20 protein-coding genes are annotated in these 18,292 nt (G+C 66.3%); 13 read left to right on the top strand and 7 right to left on the bottom strand.

Annotation, left to right across the window (positions count from 1 at the left end; genetic code table 11):
* The first annotated feature begins 9 nt into the window (after window positions 1-9).
* From hydA to I0K15_RS11100, 8 genes are all read left to right on the top strand, one after another.
* Window positions 10-1,473: a dihydropyrimidinase gene (hydA, locus tag I0K15_RS11135; RefSeq protein WP_196101594.1), complete on the top strand. Its 1,464-nt coding sequence runs from the start codon at window positions 10-12 to the stop codon at window positions 1,471-1,473.
* Window positions 1,474-1,509: 36 nt separating this feature from the next.
* Complete coding sequence (locus I0K15_RS11130; protein ID WP_196101593.1) at window positions 1,510-2,070, top strand: hypothetical protein; 561 nt, start codon at window positions 1,510-1,512, stop codon at window positions 2,068-2,070.
* A 43-nt stretch (window positions 2,071-2,113) separates the two neighbouring features.
* Entirely contained in the window at window positions 2,114-2,521 is a 408-nt protein-coding gene (locus I0K15_RS11125; RefSeq protein ID WP_196101592.1) for a hypothetical protein, read from the top strand.
* A gap of 2 nt (window positions 2,522-2,523) precedes the next feature.
* The gene (locus tag I0K15_RS11120) at window positions 2,524-3,003 is read left to right on the top strand and encodes a hypothetical protein (RefSeq protein ID WP_196101591.1); all 480 of its coding nucleotides are present in this window, start codon (window positions 2,524-2,526) and stop codon (window positions 3,001-3,003) included.
* Between the two features lie 151 nt (window positions 3,004-3,154).
* A complete protein-coding gene (locus tag I0K15_RS11115) occupies window positions 3,155-3,976 on the top strand; it encodes an ABC transporter ATP-binding protein (protein WP_196105454.1) in 822 nt (273 codons plus the stop codon).
* Window positions 3,977-4,069: 93 nt separating this feature from the next.
* Window positions 4,070-4,933 (top strand): ABC transporter permease, encoded by an 864-nt coding sequence (locus tag I0K15_RS11110; protein WP_196101590.1) that lies wholly within the window; start codon window positions 4,070-4,072, stop codon window positions 4,931-4,933.
* Complete coding sequence (locus I0K15_RS11105; protein WP_196101589.1) at window positions 4,930-5,778, top strand: ABC transporter permease; 849 nt, start codon at window positions 4,930-4,932, stop codon at window positions 5,776-5,778. Before I0K15_RS11110 ends, I0K15_RS11105 begins: the two co-directional genes overlap by 4 nt.
* Before the next feature lie 27 nt (window positions 5,779-5,805).
* The gene (locus I0K15_RS11100) at window positions 5,806-6,789 is read left to right on the top strand and encodes an ABC transporter substrate-binding protein (protein WP_196101588.1); all 984 of its coding nucleotides are present in this window, start codon (window positions 5,806-5,808) and stop codon (window positions 6,787-6,789) included.
* A 42-nt stretch (window positions 6,790-6,831) separates the two neighbouring features.
* On the opposite strand, the gene I0K15_RS11095 is transcribed toward I0K15_RS11100, so the two are convergent.
* The gene (locus I0K15_RS11095; protein ID WP_196101587.1) at window positions 6,832-7,248 is read right to left on the bottom strand and encodes a CBS domain-containing protein; all 417 of its coding nucleotides are present in this window, start codon (window positions 7,246-7,248) and stop codon (window positions 6,832-6,834) included.
* 85 nt (window positions 7,249-7,333) lie between these two features.
* The gene (ubiG, locus tag I0K15_RS11090; RefSeq protein WP_196101586.1) at window positions 7,334-8,080 is read right to left on the bottom strand and encodes a bifunctional 2-polyprenyl-6-hydroxyphenol methylase/3-demethylubiquinol 3-O-methyltransferase UbiG; all 747 of its coding nucleotides are present in this window, start codon (window positions 8,078-8,080) and stop codon (window positions 7,334-7,336) included.
* A 125-nt stretch (window positions 8,081-8,205) separates the two neighbouring features.
* Here ubiG and pip point away from each other — a divergent pair, with 125 nt between their 5' ends.
* Window positions 8,206-9,120: a prolyl aminopeptidase gene (gene pip / locus I0K15_RS11085; RefSeq protein ID WP_422393980.1), complete on the top strand. Its 915-nt coding sequence runs from the start codon at window positions 8,206-8,208 to the stop codon at window positions 9,118-9,120.
* Window positions 9,121-9,256: 136 nt separating this feature from the next.
* On the top strand, window positions 9,257-9,907 hold the full coding sequence (locus I0K15_RS11080; protein WP_196101584.1) for a YiaD family glycine zipper/OmpA-like lipoprotein: 651 nt from the start codon (window positions 9,257-9,259) through the stop codon (window positions 9,905-9,907).
* A gap of 112 nt (window positions 9,908-10,019) precedes the next feature.
* Here I0K15_RS11080 and I0K15_RS11075 read toward each other — a convergent pair whose 3' ends face one another.
* Window positions 10,020-10,715 carry an orotate phosphoribosyltransferase gene (locus tag I0K15_RS11075; RefSeq protein WP_196101583.1) on the bottom strand — a complete coding sequence of 232 codons (696 nt, stop codon included), beginning with the start codon at window positions 10,713-10,715 and terminating at the stop codon, window positions 10,020-10,022.
* A 216-nt stretch (window positions 10,716-10,931) separates the two neighbouring features.
* On the opposite strand from I0K15_RS11075, the gene I0K15_RS11070 reads away from it, so the two are divergent.
* Window positions 10,932-12,050: a hypothetical protein gene (locus tag I0K15_RS11070; RefSeq protein ID WP_196101582.1), complete on the top strand. Its 1,119-nt coding sequence runs from the start codon at window positions 10,932-10,934 to the stop codon at window positions 12,048-12,050.
* A gap of 123 nt (window positions 12,051-12,173) precedes the next feature.
* Here the strand turns inward: I0K15_RS11070 and pyrC are convergent, their stop codons facing one another.
* Entirely contained in the window at window positions 12,174-13,205 is a 1,032-nt protein-coding gene (gene pyrC / locus I0K15_RS11065) for a dihydroorotase (RefSeq protein ID WP_196101581.1), read from the bottom strand.
* Between the two features lie 167 nt (window positions 13,206-13,372).
* Between pyrC and I0K15_RS11060 the strand changes: the two genes are divergently transcribed.
* Window positions 13,373-13,636, top strand: a complete 264-nt coding sequence (locus tag I0K15_RS11060; protein ID WP_196101580.1) for a hypothetical protein — start codon at window positions 13,373-13,375, stop codon at window positions 13,634-13,636.
* A gap of 154 nt (window positions 13,637-13,790) precedes the next feature.
* Complete coding sequence (locus I0K15_RS11055; RefSeq protein WP_196101579.1) at window positions 13,791-15,818, top strand: NADPH-dependent 2,4-dienoyl-CoA reductase; 2,028 nt, start codon at window positions 13,791-13,793, stop codon at window positions 15,816-15,818.
* Window positions 15,819-15,890: 72 nt separating this feature from the next.
* Here I0K15_RS11055 and I0K15_RS11050 read toward each other — a convergent pair whose 3' ends face one another.
* The 3 genes from I0K15_RS11050 to I0K15_RS11040 are packed head-to-tail and all read right to left on the bottom strand — an operon-like array spanning window position 15,891 to window position 18,291.
* Window positions 15,891-16,667, bottom strand: coding sequence for an alpha/beta hydrolase (locus I0K15_RS11050; protein ID WP_196101578.1), 777 nt, complete (start codon window positions 16,665-16,667; stop codon window positions 15,891-15,893).
* Window positions 16,664-17,377, bottom strand: a complete 714-nt coding sequence (locus tag I0K15_RS11045) for a TlyA family RNA methyltransferase (protein WP_196101577.1) — start codon at window positions 17,375-17,377, stop codon at window positions 16,664-16,666. The genes I0K15_RS11050 and I0K15_RS11045 overlap by 4 nt, the downstream gene beginning before the upstream one ends.
* Window positions 17,374-18,291 (bottom strand): sterol desaturase family protein, encoded by a 918-nt coding sequence (locus I0K15_RS11040; protein ID WP_196101576.1) that lies wholly within the window; start codon window positions 18,289-18,291, stop codon window positions 17,374-17,376. Before I0K15_RS11040 ends, I0K15_RS11045 begins: the two co-directional genes overlap by 4 nt.
* Window position 18,292: the final 1 nt, after the last annotated feature.

Below are 18,292 nucleotides of genomic sequence, written 5' to 3'. Positions count from 1 at the left end.
GACAAACCCATGACCAAAGTCATCAAGGGCGGCACCGTCGTCACCGCGGATCGTCAGTTCACCGCAGATATCCTGATCGAGGGGGAGAAGATCGCGCAGATCGGGGAGAACCTGACCGGCGACGAGGTCATCGATGCCACGGGCGCCTATGTCATCCCCGGCGGGATCGACCCGCATACGCATCTGGAGATGCCCTTCATGGGCACCACCGCGGCCGAGACCTTCGAGAGCGGCACCTTCGCCGCCGCGGCCGGGGGCACCACGATGCTGGTGGACTTCTGCCTGCCGGGCGAGGACGGCTCGCTGCTCAACGCCATCGACGACTGGGACCGCAAGTCGAAGGACCAGATCTGCTGCGACATCTCCTATCACATGGCGATCACCGGCTGGAACGAGACCATCTTCGACGAGATGGAGGCCGTGGTGAAGGAGCGCGGCATCAACACCTTCAAGCACTTCATGGCCTACAAAGGCGCGCTGATGGTGGAGGACGACGAGATGTTCGCCTCCTTCAAGCGGTGCGCAGAACTCGGCGCCCTGCCCCTCGTCCATGCGGAGAACGGCGACATCGTGGCCGAGCTCCAGCAGAAATACCTCGCAGAAGGCATCACCGGCCCCGAGGGCCACGCCTATTCCCGCCCGCCGGAGGTCGAGGGCGAGGCCGCGAACCGCGCCATCATGATCGCGGATGCCGCGGGCACCCCGCTCTACATCGTCCATGTCTCCTGCGAGCAGGCGCACGAGGCGATCCGGCGCGCGCGGCAGAAGGGGATGCGGGTCTATGGCGAGCCACTGATCCAGCACCTGACCCTCGACGAGGGCGAGTATTTCAACAAGGACTGGCAGTACGCCGCGCGCCGGGTGATGAGCCCGCCCTTCCGCTCGAAGGACCACCAGGCCTCGCTCTGGGCCGGTCTCGCGGCGGGGTCCCTGCAGGTGGTGGCGACGGACCACGCCGCCTTCACCGACGAGCAGAAGCGGATGGGCCTCGACAACTTCACCACCATTCCCAACGGCACCGGCGGGCTGGAGGAGCGGATGGCGATGCTCTGGACCACGGGTGTCGAGACCGGGCGCCTGACGCCGGAGGAGTTCGTGGCCGTCACCTCCACCAACATCGCCAAGATCCTCAACATCTACCCGCTGAAGGGCGGGATCACGGTGGGCGGCGATGCGGACGTGGTGGTCTGGGATCCGAAGCTGAGCCGCACGGTCCACCAATCCACGCAGAAATCGATCATCGATTACAACGTGTTCGAGGGGATGGAGGTGACGGCCTCACCACGCTACACCCTGTCGCGCGGTGACGTGATCTGGGCCCACGGCCAGAACTCCCAACCGCAGCCGGGCCGCGGCAAGTTCGTCCGCCGCGCGCCCTTCGCATCCGCCAGCAAGGCCCTGTCGAAATGGAAGAGCCTCAATTCTCCGCGCAAGATCGAACGCAACCCGCTCAACATCCCGAGCGGCGTGTGAGCGGCTGAGACAGGCTTTCGACCGGCGCCGACCGCGATGATCGTGCTCCATATCGCTTTTGCGATCGGCCTCGCGCTCGCAACCTGGTTGATACGAGGACGCCGACGCGACGCTGCTCCGGCATCTGTGAACGGGCAGTTCATGGAGGTCGTGACATGGGGGCTCGTCGTCCTGCTCCTGGCCGAGCCAGCAACGAAGGCGGCACAAGTGCTCGTCACGGATGGTGGCGCGTTTGCTGCCTTCGTGGGACTGGAGTTTATGTTTGTACTCAAGCTCGCCATGCTCCTGTTCTCGCCTGTCACACTGCTGGTGTTCCTTGCGACCGGCTACGGACTTTGGCGGTTGATGGACCGTGTCATGACCGGGCAGATAACGGCAGCGCTTCGCGGAGCAGTGCCCATCGCGGCAGCATCGATCGCGATGGAGGGCGCCGGCGCCGCGCTCTCCGACAGTCGTATCCCCCTAGCACCGCCGTGGGGTATCGCGATCGCGTGTTTGGCGACCGGGATGCTTTCGCTGTACTGGTGGCGCCAGCAACGCCAGCTGGAGAATGCCGCTCCAGCGCACACCACAGAAAGGCCGCGAGAGGCCCCATGATCCAGAAAACGCCCTTCCGCGCCCCTCTCGGTACGAGAGCGTGATGCGGACCCGGATCATCGGGTTGATCTGCGGCGCTTTGCTCGCCGGCCTCGTCGCCTCCGCCTGGCTCGTCCTGAAGGACGGTGACGCCGGGGGCGCGATCGATGCGACACGTTTGCTCGGCCTCGCCGGGCTCTGGCTGACCATGAGCGGCGGGGCACTGGTCCTCGCCGTCCCCGTCGATATCCTGGCCCGCCGGGTCATCCCGGAGAGTCCGGCGCGCGCCGCGGCAACATGGGCGATCGTCGGCTTCGTCGGCGGTCTCTTCGGCGCGAGCGGAGGCCAGTTCAGCGTCGCCACCATCGCGATCGCGGTCGAGGTCTTCGCCCTGCCAGGCGGCCTGATCGGCCTCGCCGTCTGGTATATCGAGCGGTCACTCACCCGATCGCGACGGAGCGACTCCGTCTAGCCATGTCGTCGCCTGCCCCCGCTTCACCCGTCAGGATCCGGCCGCTCCGGGCCATTCTCGCCTACGTCCTGACCTGTCTGGCCGCGACGCACATCCTCACGTTCTGGATGATTGTGTTTGGTGTGGTCGACGCGCCCGATGCACCGGCGAGTTCCGTCAGACTCTTCGAAGCGCTGTTGTATTATTTAAGCTCAACCCTACTGTTCGGCCTTCTCGCCGCTATCTTCACATTCATACCCGCGCTCATCGTGCGGTTCATTCTGCTGGCGTTCGGCCTCACCAGCCGGTGGGCGGCCGCGATCGGTGGCCTTGCTGTCGGCTTTCTTGTTGCGGTCGTTGTAGGGGGCCTTGGTGCGGACAACCTGCGAGAGGTTTTCGAGGCCCTGACGGCCTCCGAGGGTCTAGTGATATCCTTCACCCTGACAGGGGTCTGCTGCGGGTTGATCTGGCATCTCGTCGAGTTCGGACGCCGCCGGAGCTGATGCGGGAGAAGCACCTGCGCCCAAGCTTTGGGCACAGCCGAGCACCATGGGCGGAAAGTGGGCGATCGGACTTGACCGAACGGTCAGGATTTGTGCCAATTCGGGTCAGACCAACGAAGGGACCTCACACGTGTCACCCACGTCCGTCGCCATGCCCGAACCGGCGCACGCAACCACCGCGCCCGATGCGGCCACCGCCCCCGCCGTGATCGAGGCGCGGGACCTGTCCCTGACTTTCGAGACCAATGACGGCCCGGTCCACGCCCTGCGCGACGTGAACCTGACGATCCGCAAGGGCGATTTCGTGAGCTTCATTGGCCCCTCGGGGTGCGGCAAGACCACCTTCCTGCGCGTCGCCGCCGACCTCGAACACCCGACCGGCGGCACCATCACCGTCAACGGCATGAGCCCCGAGGAGGCCCGCAAGTCACGCGCCTATGGCTACGTCTTCCAGGCCGCGGGCCTCTACCCCTGGCGGACCATCGGAGGCAATATCCGTCTGCCGCTGGAGATCATGGGCTACCCGAAGCCCGAACAGGCTGGGCGGGTACGCCGCACGCTGGAGCTCGTGGACCTCGCGGGCTTCGAGAACAAGTACCCCTGGCAACTCTCGGGCGGGATGCAGCAGCGCGCCTCCATCGCGCGCGCGCTCGCCTTCGATGCGGATATCCTGCTGATGGATGAGCCCTTCGGTGCGCTGGACGAGATCGTGCGGGACCATCTCAACGAACAACTCCTCGCACTATGGGCGCGCACGGAGAAGACCATCGCCTTCGTCACCCACTCGATCCCGGAGGCGGTCTACCTCTCCACCAAGATCGTGGTGATGAGCCCCCGCCCCGGCCGCGTGACCGACGTGATCGAGAGCCCGCTGCCGAAGGAGCGCCCGCTCGACATCCGCGACACCCCGGAGTTCATCGAGATCGCGCACCGCGTCCGTGAGGGGCTGCGCGCCGGGCACGTTGAGGACTAGGATGCTTTCATCTTTCCCCAAATACGCGATGGCGCTCCGCCCGCAGCCGGCGGGACGGGCGTATTTCTGGAAAGATGAAGGAGCGGGCGCGTGATGCGCAGCCTGATCCCGATCCTCACCATTCTCGCAGCGATCGTCGCGATCTGGTACGCGGGTGCGGTCGCCCTGAACGCCGACTGGGCGCGGCAGCAGGCGGAGCGGCAGGAGCGTGTGCTCACCTTCTCCGAGCTGGTCGCGGAGACCTGGAGCCAGGACCGCCCGCGCCTGCCTGCGCCGCATCAGGTGGCGGTGGAGCTGTGGGACACGACCGTGGAGCAGCGGATCACGTCGCGGCGCAGCCTGATCCATCACGGCTGGATCACCTTGTCGGTCACCTTGGCGGGCTTTGCCTTCGGTGCGGCGCTCGGCATCGCGCTGGCTATCGGCATCGTCTACAACCGAGCGATGGACATGAGCGTGATGCCGTGGGTCATCGCCTCGCAGACCATTCCGATCCTGGCGATCGCGCCGATGATCATCGTGGTGCTGAACTCCGTGGGGATGCAGGGCTTTATCCCCAAAGCGATCATCGCGACCTACCTGAGCTTCTTCCCCGTCACGGTCGGCATGGTGAAGGGGCTCAGGGCGCCGACGCAGATGCAACTCGACCAGATGAAGACGTGGAACGCGAGCGGGCTGCAGGGCTTCCTGCGGCTGCGGCTGCCGTCCTCGATGCCGTATCTCTTCACATCGCTGAAGATCGCCATCGCCGCGAGCCTCGTCGGCACCATCGTCGGTGAGCTGCCCACGGGCGCCGTGGCGGGGCTCGGCGCGCGTCTGCTTGCGGGCAGCTATTACGGGCAGACCGTGCAGATCTGGTCCGCGCTGTTCGCGGCAGCGGCGCTGGCCGCAGTCCTGATCCTGGCGGTCGGCGCGGTGGAGAAGTTCACGATGCGGCGCATGGGGTTCACGCGATGAGCGGCGGTCTCGTCCTCGCAGCACTTGTCGTCTGGGCAGGCGGCTGGTGGATGAATGCGCGGCTCGCGCGGATGCGGGCACGGCCGGGCCTCGGGCTCGCCGCACCGGTGGTCTTCGGCGTCACGGTGCTCCTGATGTGGGAGCTGGTCGTGCGCGGGCTCAACGTGCCCGGAGCGATCCTGCCACCACCCTCGGCCATCGGCAGCGCCTTCGTCGTGAATGGCGGGACGCTGTGGGAGGACTTCGTCCAGACGTTCCTGAAGGGCGCCCTGTCGGGCTATGCCATCGGTTGCGGGCTGGCGTTCCTCGTTGCATTGGCGGTGGATCGGTCGGGGTTCCTGAAGCGGGGCCTCCTGCCCATCGGCAACTTCGTGGCGGCCCTGCCGATCATCGGCATGGCGCCGATCTTCGTGATGTGGTTCGGCTTCGGCTGGCAGTCGAAGGCGGCGGTCGTCGCTGTCATGTGCTTCTTTCCCATGCTGGTGAACACGGTCCAGGGCCTCGCCGCAGCGGACCGGATGCAAGCGGACCTGATGCGGACCTACGCGGCCTCGCCGTGGCAGACGCTCGCGAAGCTCAAGCTGCCCGCCGCCGGACCCTTCATCTTCAACGGTCTGAAGATCTGCACGACGCTCGCCCTGATCGGCGCCATCGTGGCGGAGTTCTTCGGCTCGCCCACGCTCGGCATGGGCTTTCGCATCTCCACCCAGGTCGGGCGGCTCGCGCTCGATGTCGTCTGGGCGGTGATTCTGGTCGCGGCCCTCGCGGGCTCGGCCTTCTACGGGCTGGTAACGCTCCTGGAGAGAGCGGCCACCTTCTGGCACCCGTCGCAACGGGGACGTTGACGGGAAGCCTCCAACACGGAGAGAGACATGAAACTGCTGAAGACACTGGCCGCCGCGAGCTTGCTCGCCACTCCGGCGCTTGCCCAGGATGATGACGTCACGCTGCAGCTGCAATGGGTCACGCAGGCCCAGTTCGCGGGCTATTACGTGGCGCTGGAGAACGGCTACTACGAGGAAGAGGGCCTCGACGTGACCATCCAGCCCGGCGGGCCGGATATCGCGCCGCCGCAGGTGCTCGCAGGGGGCGGGGCCGACGTGATGCTCAACTGGATGCCGTCCGCACTCGCCGCGCGGGAGCGGGGCGTGCCGGTGGTCAACATCGCACAGCCCTTCAAGTCCTCGGGCCTCATGCTCACCTGCTGGGCCGACAGCGGCATCGAAAGCCCGGAGGATTTCCGCGGCAAGACGATCGGTGTCTGGTTCTTCGGAAACGAGTATCCGTTCCTGAGCTGGATGAGCCAGCTCGGCATTCCGACCGATGGCGGCGACGACGGCGTGACCGTGCTGCGCCAGGCCTTCAACGTCGACCCACTGCTGCAGCGGCAGGCCGACTGCATCTCCACCATGACCTACAACGAGTACGGTCAGGTTCTGGATGCCGGCGTGGGTGAGGACGAGCTCGTGACCTTCCTCTACGAGGAGCAGGGTGTCTCCACCCTGGAGGACGGCATCTACGTGCTGGAGGAGAACCTCGAGGATCCCGCCTTCGTCGACAAGATGGTCCGCTTCGTGCGCGCCTCGATGCGTGGCTGGAAGTGGGCGGAGGAGAACCCGACCGACGCGGCGATCATCGTGCTCGACAACGACGCGACAGGCGCGCAGACCGAGGCGCACCAGATCCGCATGATGGGCGAGATCGCGAAGCTGACCGCAGGGTCCGACGGCACGCTCGATCCGGCCGACTACCAGCGGACGGTGGACACGCTGCTCGCAGGCGGCTCAGACCCGGTCATCACGGCCGAGCCGGAGGGGGCCTGGACGCACGCGATCACCGATCTGGCGCTCCAGTAAGACAATGTGGTGCCGTCCCGCGCGGGGCGGCACCTTTCCACCTCAGTGGTGGGCGGAGACCGCGCGGGTCAGCTCCCCGGTCAACTCATGAGACACGGCGTGGCTGACATCGCCGAGGCTCAGCATCCCGACCATCCGCTTCTTGTCGTTGATGACCGGCAGCCGGCGCACACCCTTCGATTCCATCAGGTGAACCGCATCCTCGATCTGCTCCTCGGTGGTGCAGTAGACGATGCCCTCGTGCATGACGTCGCGGGCCGTCAGCTTCGCCGGATCGCGCCCGTTGCCGAACGCCTTCAGGCAGATATCGCGATCCGTCACCATGCCGACGAGGCGATCATCCTCGCCGATCGGAACGGAGCCGATATCCTCCTGCGCCATGAGCTTGCTGATTTCCGCAAGCGGCGTGTCCGGGGCGCACCACTGGACGCCCTCGTGCATCGCGTCTTTGACCTTCATCACATCCTCCCTCGGTAAGCCTACACAGGCACCCAGTATACACGAGGGCGGGCGGAGCGCGCCGTGACGGACGTCAAAACCGGGATCAGGCCGACGGCTTCACGCTCGCGGTGACATAGTTCACGCTCAGATCGGTCGAGGACAGACCCCAGTCCCATTTCACGAAGTCGAACTTGAAGCCGGTACGGTCCACCGGATCCAGCCCCGCGCCGCGAATGAGGTCGAAGAGCTCGTCGGGTGTGATGAACTTCGAATGCTCGTGGGTACCCTTGGGCAGCCAGCGCATCACGTATTCCGCGCCGATGATGGCGAAGAGGAAGCTCTTGGGGTTGCGGTTGAGCGTGGAGCAGACCATCAGCCCACCGGGTTTCAGCAGGTCCGCGCAGGACTTGAGGTAGAGCGCCGGGTCCTCCACATGCTCGACCACCTCCATGTTGAGCACGACGTCGAACTGCTCGCCATCGGCGGCAAGCGCCTCCGCGGTGGTGTGGCGGTAGTCGATGTCGAGGCCGGACTGCTCCGCGTGGATGCGCGCGACGGGGATGTTCCGCTCGGCCGCATCCGCGCCCACCACCTCGGCCCCAAGCCGCGCCATCGGCTCGCTGAGCAGCCCGCCGCCGCAGCCGATATCGAGCAGGCGCAGGCCGTCGAAGGGCTTGTCCGCCGCGAGGTCCCGCCCGAATTCCCCGGCGATCTGCCTGGTGATGTAGTCGAGCCGCGTGGGGTTCAGCATGTGGAGCGGCTTGAACTTTCCCTCCTCATCCCACCACTCCTCGGCCATCGCCTGGAACTTCGCGATTTCGCCGTCATTAACGGTGGTCTGCACGGTCATGCCGTTCTCCATGGATTCCATCTCGATTTGCATTAGGACATAGTGCCGAGATGCGCGAACACGGAAGCCGAAACGCCGCGCCCTATAGGCGCAGTTTGTACCCGCCTCGGGAACCCTCCGCACAGATGGTGTTGGAGGTACCAGGCGGTCATCGCCTTTATGTCGAGCAATCGGGCAAGAGCGACGGCATCCCGGTCGTCGTCCTGCATGGCGGGCCGGGGGGCGGATGCAGCCCGGCGATGCGGCGCTTCTTCGACCCCAACCACTATCGCGCGGTCCTGTTCGATCAGCGGGGCTGCGGCCGTTCGACACCGCATGCGAGCGTCGACAACAACACCACACATGACCTGATCGCGGATATCGAGCGCATCCGCACGCGCCTCGGCATCGACCGCTGGTATGTCTTCGGCGGTAGCTGGGGTGCCACGCTGGCGCTGCTCTACGCGCAGGCGCATCCGGAGCGGGTGCGCGGCCTCATCCTGCGCGGCGTCTTCCTGATGACCAAGGGCGAGCTCGACTGGTTCTACAATGGCGGCGCCGCCCGCTTCTGGCCCGAGGAGTGGGAGCGGTTCACCGGCCTCATCCCGCCGCGGGAGCGGGGCGACATGATCGGCGCCTACCGCAAGCGGCTCTTCGGCCCCGACAGGGCGGAGCAGGTCCGCTACGCCCGCGCCTGGGCCGCCTGGGAGTCGAACCTTGCGGCACTCGAGACGCACGGCCGGTCCTCGGGTGGCTCCGGCGAGTACGCCCGGGCCTTCAGCCGGATCGAGAACCATTATTTCAGCCACAACGGCTGGATCGACGAGGGGCAGATCCTGCGCGACGTCGCCCGCCTCACTGGCGTGCCCGGCTACATCGTGCAGGGCCGCTACGACATGATCTGTCCGCCTGCACGCGCGCACGAGCTCAACCGCGCCTGGCCCGACAGCGAGCTGCGGATGATCCGCACCGCCGGTCACGCCCTCTCCGAACCCGGCATCACCGCCGAACTCGTCGCGGTGATGGAAGAATTGAAGGATATCCAGCACACATCGGCGTGATCCCGCCCACCAACCTTTGGTATGATGAACCGAAGTTGATGTGCGTTTCCGCAGCGCTACGCCATACCCCACGGAACGGATCACTCCGTCCATGCGTTTCGGCGCGACATAGTAAACAGTTTGGGGAACCGGACATATGAAACTCAAGTCGAGCACCATCGGCGGCCTTGCGGTCGCGGCCATCCTGCTCAGTGCCTGCGCGCAGGCCCCGCTGGGCCAAGGCCCGAATGCAAACCGCAACCAGGGCGCCGTTCTCGGCGGTCTCGGCGGCGCGGCACTCGGCCAGGCCATCGGCGGCAACACCGAAGGCACGCTGATCGGTGCCGCCATCGGTGCAGGCGCGGGCGCGCTCATCGGCTCCGACCTCGACCGTCAGGAGGCCGAGCTGCGGCGCGACCTCGCAGGCTCCGGCGTCGACATCCAGAACACCGGCCAGGAACTGCTCGTCACGCTGCCCGAGAACATCACTTTCGCCACCGACAGCGCGACCGTGATGCCGTCGTTCCAGAACCAGCTCGCAGCACTTGCCAACAACCTGCGCCAGTTCCCGAACTCCCGCGTGTCGATCACGGGTCACACCGACTCGACCGGCTCGACCTCCTACAACCAGGGCCTGTCCGAGCGTCGGGCGAGCTCGGTTGCGAACGTGCTGATCCAGAACGGCGTGGCGTCCAACCGCCTGTTCGTCAGCGGCGCGGGCGAGACGCAGCCGGTGGCCTCCAACGACACCTCCTTCGGCCGTCAGCAGAACCGCCGGGTGGAGATCGTGATCACGCCGACCGGCTGATCGCGACTACGGACAACGGAAAAGGGCGCCTCGTCGGGGCGCCCTTTTTTATGAAGCGGCTGCGCGCTCCGTCTACCTTGTTCAGATATCCCGAGCGGGCAGCGCCCGGCGCTCAGACCGAGGTCTCGGCCTTGCCCCCATGCGCCGCGGACCATTCCAGCGGCGAGTTCAGGAACGCTTCGACCGCATCCAGCGTCGCGGCATCAAACGCTTCCTGCGCCCGCGCCTCGGCCAGCACGTCCCACCAGGTCGCGAGCCAGTGCAGCTCCAGCCCGTGGCCACGGAGCTTCTCCGGCGCATCTTTGAAGATGTCGTAGTAGAAGATCACCACCGCGTGGTCGCAGGACGCCCCGGCGGTGCGGATCGCATCGGCGAACTTCACCTTGGAGCCGCCGTCGGTCGTCAGATCCTCGACGAGAAGCACGCGCTGCCCCTCCTCGATCAACCCCTCGATCTGCGCGTCGCGGCCGAACCCCTTGGGCTTCTTGCGGACGTACTGCATCGGCAGACCAAGCCGCTCCGCGATCCAGGCGGAGAAGGGGATGCCCGCGGTCTCGCCACCCGCTACCGCATCGAACGCCTCGAACCCCACATCGCGGGTCAGCTTCGCACAGGCGAAGTCCATCAGCGCCGACCGCACGCGGGGAAAGGAGATCAGCCGGCGGCAGTCGATATAGACCGGTGCCGCGATGCCGGAGGTGAAGATGTAGGGTTCGTCCGCGCGGAAATTCACCGCCCCCACCTCCAGCAGCATCCGCGCGGTCAGCCGCGCCATTTCCTCGTCGGACGGGTAGGTGTTGGCGAACATCGGCATCGGCTCCCTGCGCGGTTTCGGCTCCCCTAGCATCGCAGGTGCAGCGCAGGCAACGGCGCGCCGCGATGCGTGCGCGAACACCATTCGCAGTTGCGCAATAAAAGATCTATAAACTTGTAGATCTCGCAACGTCATTTCGCTGCGCTTATTGATTGGAGCCCCCGTTCCTCTGCGTACTTTCCGGACAAAACACACCAACGGGAGGGAAACATGGGACTTTTCGACTGGTTCCGCCGGGATGCGGAGCCCGCGGTCGGCATGGCCGTCACACAGGGCTCGGGCATCGGCGCGACCGATGACATCCGGGAAGAGAGCACCGACATCTCCGGCCCGCTCGCCATCCTAAACGGCCTCACGGACTTCTCGATCGGCGCGGTGCAGGCCGCGTTCGACGCCTATTTCTGGACCCGCAACGCGACGGAGAAGACGCTCGATTTCCTCGGCATCATCGATCAGGACGAGAAATACGCCCGGTTCGAGGCCGTGGGCCAGACCCAGCAACAGGACACCATCACCCAGGACGAGTTGACCGGTGACGATATCGAGTTCCTCAAGGACAGCATCAGCGCCGCGCGCCATGGCTATCTCGACGAAAGCCAGCTCAAGCGGAAGGGTCTCGTCGACAAGGACGGTTACGTTCTCGACTCCAAGGCCATCTACCAGCTCAACCCCGGCGGCTGGGAGGACACCGAGCTCACCTGGGCCGAGCGCGAGTTCGACCTGATCCGGGTGCGGGAGAAGGAAGGCTTCGTCTTCGGTGAGGGACCCTACCAAGCCAATGTCGCACTCCTGAAGAACGTGGAGACCGGGGAGTACGCGATCAGCGTCGGCGGCACCAACAGCCTCGCGGACGTGAACACCGACATCTGGGGTCTCGTCTTCGCGGGCAACACGCTGGGGCACGGCCGCGCCGTCACCTCGATCATCGACGCGTTCTTTGCGGAGGACATTCCCGAGGGCGCCAGCGTCGACATCTTCGGCCACTCGCTGGGCGGCGGGGAGGCGCTGCTCCAATACCGCCAGACGCCCGAGCGCTTCGACGACGTGGTGGTGCTGCAGACGGTCGGCATCGGCGGGCAGGACGGGACCTACTACGACCACTTCGTCTTCGACGGGCAGGGCGACGAGAATATCATCGAGATCTTTGGCGACGACCCCGACAACGACTTCAACGACGCGGTGACCTATTGGGGCCATGTAGGCGCGGGCACCGTCTACGACCTGACGAAGGTCGGCGGTGATGGTGGGATCGAGCTGATCGACAGCCACCTGCTGGACGGCGTGTGGAACGCGCTGCCGCAGGAGGAGGACCAGATTCTGATTGCTTGAGTGGCGGGGTACGCGGCGATTGCAGCGCTCTTCGCGGAAAGGTCCCGGCTCTTCGGCCGGGACGGTTGTAAAGAGAACGACCGCCCCGGACTTGATCCGGGGCCTTTCCCAGTAGCCCCCGCCTCAGACCACCCGCCAGCGCACCTCGAAACCGGGATCGAACAGCGTCACCGGCCCAGCGCCCGTGTCGATCTTGCCCGGGAACGGCACTGTAGCGTCACCCTTTTCCAGCACGAGCTCGCCCGCGTTCAGGGATACGCCGTACCACGCGGCCCCGTTCAGCGAGACAAAGCCCTCCAGCCGGTCCAAAGCGCCCTCCTCCTCGAAGACGTGGGCGAGCAGGGGCATCGTGTTGGTGGCCGAGAACACGCCGGCGCAGCCGCACGCATTCTCCTTCGCGTCGTCGGAATGGGGAGCGCTGTCGGTGCCGAGGAACACCCGCGGATGGCCGGAGACTGCAGCGGCGCGCAGCGCCAGCCGGTGCTCCTCGCGCTTGGCCACCGGCAGGCAGTAGTAGTGCGGTCGGATGCCGCCCACCAGCATGTGGTTGCGATTGATGATCAGGTGGTGCGTCGTGATCGTGCAGGCGATCCCCTCGCCGCCCATCACGTAGTCCACCCCGTCCTTCGTCGTCACATGCTCCATCGTCACGCGCAGCTCCGGTAGGCGGCAGCGCAGCGGGTCGAGGACGGTCTCGATGAACACCGCTTCCCGGTCGAAGATGTCGACCTCGTGCGTCGTGACCTCGCCGTGCACGCAAAGCGTCAGGCCGATCTCGGCCATCCGCTCCAGCACCGGGATCACCTTGTCGAAGTCCCGCACGCCGGAGGCGGAGTTCGTGGTGGCCCCCGCCGGGTAGAGCTTCACGGCCCGGATGATGCCCGACCGGAACGCCTGCTCCACGTCGTCGGGATCCGTATCCTCGGTCAGGTAGAGCGTCATCTGCGGATCGAACGCGGCGCGCTCGGGCAACGCCGCGAGGATGCGCTCGCGATAAGCGGCCGCCTGCGCCCCCGTCACCACCGGCGGCACGAGGTTCGGCATGATAAGCGCCCGTGCGAAGTCCCGCGCGCTCTCGGGCGCCACGCCCTCCAGCATCGCGCCGTCGCGCAGGTGGAGGTGCCAGTCATCGGGGCGGCGCAGGGTCAGGCGCATGGTCGGTCTCCGCTCTCGGGGTCGCTGCGCAGTTAGCACCGCCACGCCATGCCGCGCAATCGGCCCCGGCGCTGCGACAAAAAAACAGCGGAGAAAATGAGGAACCACCGCCAGCGGCTCACGTTAGTACCCCGTTAACGCTTTGACGTATCAACTGGGAGTTCAAGATGCGCACCCTTATTGTGACTGCTGTCGCCTTTACTGCTTTCGCCGGCGCCGCTTCTGCCGAAAATCCTCAGAATGTCTACAGCTATACTGAGCGCGTGGAAAACCTCGCCCAGGCCTGCGCCGCCCTTCCGCGGGACCGCGAGCAGGAATCCTGCCTCAACAACTACAACCTCGTCGTGATCGATCCCGACATCGACAACGTGGGCCGCGATTACGGCCTGAACAACGACGTGAGCCGCCGCGCGGACTACGAAGACGACTGATCCGCGCCGCCACCGGCCTTTCGAACCGCCCGCTGCACCCCGCAGCGGGCGGTTTCGCTTGATGCAACATGACGTGCCGTGACGTCGGCCCTTTTCCGGGTGCGAGGTTGACCTTCGCGTCATATTCTCCGGCAAAACACTCCGGAGGTTGCCCATGTCGTCCTATCCGCACCTGCTCGCCCCGCTCGACCTCGGCTTCACCACGCTGAAGAACCGCGCGATCATGGGCTCGATGCATACCGGGCTGGAGGAGCTCGGCGACTACCACCGCATCGCCGCCTACTTCGCGGAGCGGGCCGAGGGCGGGGCCGCCCTGATGGTTACCGGCGGCATGGCCCCGAACGAGGAGGGCGGCGTGTTGCCGGGTGCCGCGGGCCTCTTTACCGATCAGGACATCGCCAACCACCGGATCGTGACGGACGCGGTTCATGCGAAGGACGGCAAGATCGCGATGCAGATCCTGCACGCGGGCCGCTACGCCTACTCCCCGAAATGCGTCGCACCCTCCCCCGTGAAGTCGCCGATCAGCCCGTTCCCGCCTGCCGAGCTCGACGAAGACGGGATCGAGAAGCAGATCGCCGACATCGTCACCGCCGCCGTCCGCGCGCAGGAGGCGGGCTATGACGGGGTCGAGGTCATGGGCTCCGAGGGATACTTCATCAACCAGTTCCTCGTCACCCACACCAACAAGCGCACCGACCGCTGGGGCGGCTCCTACGAGAACCGGATGCGCCTGCCGATCGAGATCGTGCGCCGCACGCGGGAGGCCGTGGGGACCGACTTCATCATCATCTACCGCCTGTCGATGATCGACCTCGTGCCGAACGGCTCGACCTGGGAGGAGGTCGTGCTCCTCGCCAAGGAGATCGAGAAGGCGGGGGCCACCATCATCAACACCGGCATCGGCTGGCACGAGGCGCGGGTGCCGACCATCGCGACCTCCGTGCCCCGCGGCGCCTTCACCTGGGTGACGAAGAAGCTGATGGGCGAGGTTTCGATCCCGCTCATCACCTCGAACCGGATCAACAATCCGCAGACCGCCGAGGACATCCTGGCCGATGGCTGCGCCGACATGGTGAGCATGGCGCGGCCCTGGCTCGCCGACGGGCATTTCATGCGGAAGACGGCCGAGGGGAAGGCCGAGCAGATCAACATCTGCATCGCGTGCAATCAGGCCTGCCTCGACCACACCTTCTCGATGAAGCTTACCTCCTGCCTCGTGAACCCGCGTGCCTGCCATGAAACGGTGCTGAACTACGAACCGGTGGCGGCCGCGAAGACCGTCGCCGTGGTCGGCGCGGGGCCTGCGGGCCTGTCCACCGCACTGGTGGCGGCGGAGCGAGGCCACAAGGTCACGCTCTTCGACAAGGACAGCGAGGTCGGCGGGCAGCTCAACATGGCAAAGAAGATCCCCGGCAAGGAGGAGTTCTGGCACATGGTCGACTACTTCCGCACCATGCTGGACGTGCATGGCGTGCAGCAGCGGCTGAACACCGAAGTCACCGCCGACATGCTGGGCGATTTCGACGAGGTGGTCATCGCCACCGGCGTGCTGCCACGGGATCCCGGGATCGCAGGGCAGGATGGCGCCAATGTGGTGAGCTATGTCGACGTGCTGCGCGGTGGCGCTGAGGTGGGCGAGAAGGTCGCCGTGATCGGCGCGGGTGGCATCGGCTTCGACATCTCCGAATATCTCGTGCACGAGGGCGAGAGCCCGACCGAGAACCTCGATGCCTGGCTCGCGGAATGGGGCGTTGGTGATCCCTCGAACGTCGCCGGTGGCCTGCGCCCCGAGGGTCCGCAGCCCGAGGCCCCGGCCCGCGCCGTCACCATGATGCAGCGCAAGGCCAAGAAGCCCGGCGCGGGCCTCGGCAAAACCACCGGCTGGATCCACCGCGCCTCCCTCAAGATGAAGGATGTGGAGATGCTGGCGGGTGTGAACTACGAACGCATCACGGACGCGGGCGTCGAGGTCTCCACCGGCGAAGCGCGGGAGAACCCCCGTCTGATCGAGGCCGACACCGTGGTCCTCTGCGCCGGTCAGGTGCCGCTGCGCGCCCTGGCCGACGACCTGGAGGCACAAGGCCGCTCGGTCCACGTCATCGGCGGCGCGGACGTCGCCGCCGAGCTCGATGCGAAGCGGGCGATCAAACAGGGGTCGGAGCTCGCTGCGCGATTATAGGGACGGGGGGCCATCTGCACCCCTTGGCCTCACGGCCAATTCCCCCCGAGGATATTTCTGGACAGATGAGGGTCAGTGCGTGACCTCCACGGCGAAGGCTCGCGCGTCAATGCCGGCGCCATAGAGGCGCAGGTCGTTGTGGTCGCCGTCTTCATAGGTGAGGAACCGCTTCGGCTGAGGCGCAGCGGCGAAAACCGCCTCGCCCATGTGGTAGGGCACCAGGCTGTCGGCCGTTCCGTGCTGGACGAGGAGCGGCATGTCGAGCGCACCGATCCGCTCGACGGTGGCGAAGCGGTTACGGGGGGCGAGCAGGCAGTAGGGCAGGCCGGGGACATGCGCCGATGGTACGTCGCAGAGCCGGGTGAAAGGTGTCTCGACGATCAGGCCCGCAGCCTCCACCTCCAGCGCCACAGCGGTCGCGATACCCGAGCCGAGGGACACGCCGTGGATCACGAGGCGCTCGGGCGGCACCGGGGCGCCCATGATTTCCTCCAGCGAGCGGGCAACGTGGAGGGCGTCGGAGATCAGCTGCTCTTCGGACGCGCTCTCCTGACGATAACGCAGGGTGACGAGGCCGAAGCCGTTCACCGTATACTCCTGCAGCAGCGGAGCCTGCCGGGCCGGGTTCCCCGTGTTGCCGATGAAGTAGAGGATCACCGGCAGGTCGCGGTCAGGCGGCCGGAACCAGACCTGCAGCCCGTCGAGGTCCCGAATGCGCACGCCCGGCCCGGCAACGCTCGCCGGGTAGTCGGCGGTGTCGAACGGGTAGAAGAGATCGCGCTGCGAGACCGTGAACCATCCGGCGGCGGCGAGCCAGATCACGGCAAGCGCGGCCAGCAGCCACTTCACCGTTTCACCGCGGTCACGAGGTACTCCACGTTGCCATCACCGCCGGTGATCGGACTTTTAGTGCGTACCTCGACCGTCCAGCCGGAGGCGGCGAGGAAGGCTTCGATGCGGGTCGCAGCGGCCTCACGGATCGCGGCGTCCTTCACGATGCCGCCTTTGCCCACATGAGCCGCGCCGACCTCAAACTGCGGTTTGATGAGCGCGATGAGGCGGGCGCGGGGCTTGGCGAGCGCAAGCGCCGGCGGCAGTGCCTTTTCCAGCGAGATGAAGCTGACATCGGTCACGATCCAGTCGAGGGGCGGGAGCAGGTCGAGGCCGAGATCCTTCGCATTCACCGCGTCCATGCGCACGACGCGCGGATCGGCCGCCACGTCCGGATGCAACTGATCACGCCCCACATCCACGGCGAAGACCCGCGCCGCGCCGCGCGCCAGCAGCACTTGCGTGAAGCCACCCGTCGAGGCGCCGAGATCGAGACAGTCACCCGCAGGCTCCAGCCCGAACGCATCCAGCGCGTGGACCAGCTTCAGCGCCGCGCGGCTGACCCAAGGGATCGGGTCCTCGGTCAGCGCAAGCGTCCCGCTCACCTTTGCTGACGCTTTGCGCACCACGACGCCGTCCACCGTCACCACGCCCGCCGCGATGAGCTGAGCCGCCCGCGCCCGGCTCGGCGCCAGCCCCTCGGCCACCAGCGCCTGGTCGAGCCTCACAGCCCCGGCTTGCCCGCCATGTGCGGGTTCGCCTCGACATAGGCCCGCTTGATGTCGTCGGAGGTGTCGCGGGAGCCGTCATGGCTCCACCCCGGCGGCTTCTGCACGTAGTTCCAGCGGTCGCGCCAGGTGATCCCGGGCTGGGTCACGTCGCGCCAGATGCCGGCATATTCGTGGAACGCCACCCGCAGCGGGTTGAAGGTGCCGAGGTTGTGCACGAGCCCGTAATCCGGTGTCTCCCCCTCCGGCACGAAGGTTCCGAACACGCGGTCCCAGATGATCAGCGTGCCCGCGTAGTTCGCATCGAGGTACTGCGCGTTCCGACCATGGTGCACCCGGTGGTGGGAGGGCGTGTTGAACACCGCCTCGAACCAGCGGGGCAGCTTGCCGATCGCCTCGGTATGGATCCAAAATTGGTAGACGAGGTTGATCCCCGCCACGAAAAACACCATCAGCGGGTGGAAGCCCAAGAGCACCAGCGGTGCCTGCAGCACCATCATCCCCGTCAGCTCCCCGGTCCAGGTCTGCCGCAGGGCGGTGGAGAGGTTGTAGTGCTGGCTCGAATGATGGTTCACGTGGCTCGCCCAGACCCATCGCGAGGTGTGCCCGATCCGGTGCACCCAGTAGTAGCGCAGGTCGTCGAGCAGGAAGCAGATCACCACGACATACCATGCGGTGCCGAGGTCGAAGAGCCGGAACTCCCACAGCCAGAAGAAGAGGTGCCAGGTGATGAAGCCCAGCAGGAGGCCCGAGGCGACGTTGCCTGCCCCCATCAGCAGGCTCGTCAGCGTGTCCCGCGTCTCGTAGCGGCCCGTGCCGCGGGCGCGGATCACCAGCACCTCGATCACCATCAGCACGATGAAGGCCGGAATGGCGAGCATGACGATGTCGGGAAAGGAGGGCGTGCTCTCCATG

The organism is Pontivivens ytuae (assembly GCF_015679265.1).
GTDB classification, from domain to species: Bacteria; Pseudomonadota; Alphaproteobacteria; order Rhodobacterales; family Rhodobacteraceae; genus Pontivivens; species Pontivivens ytuae.
This window is presented reverse-complemented; position numbering and strand designations above follow the sequence as displayed.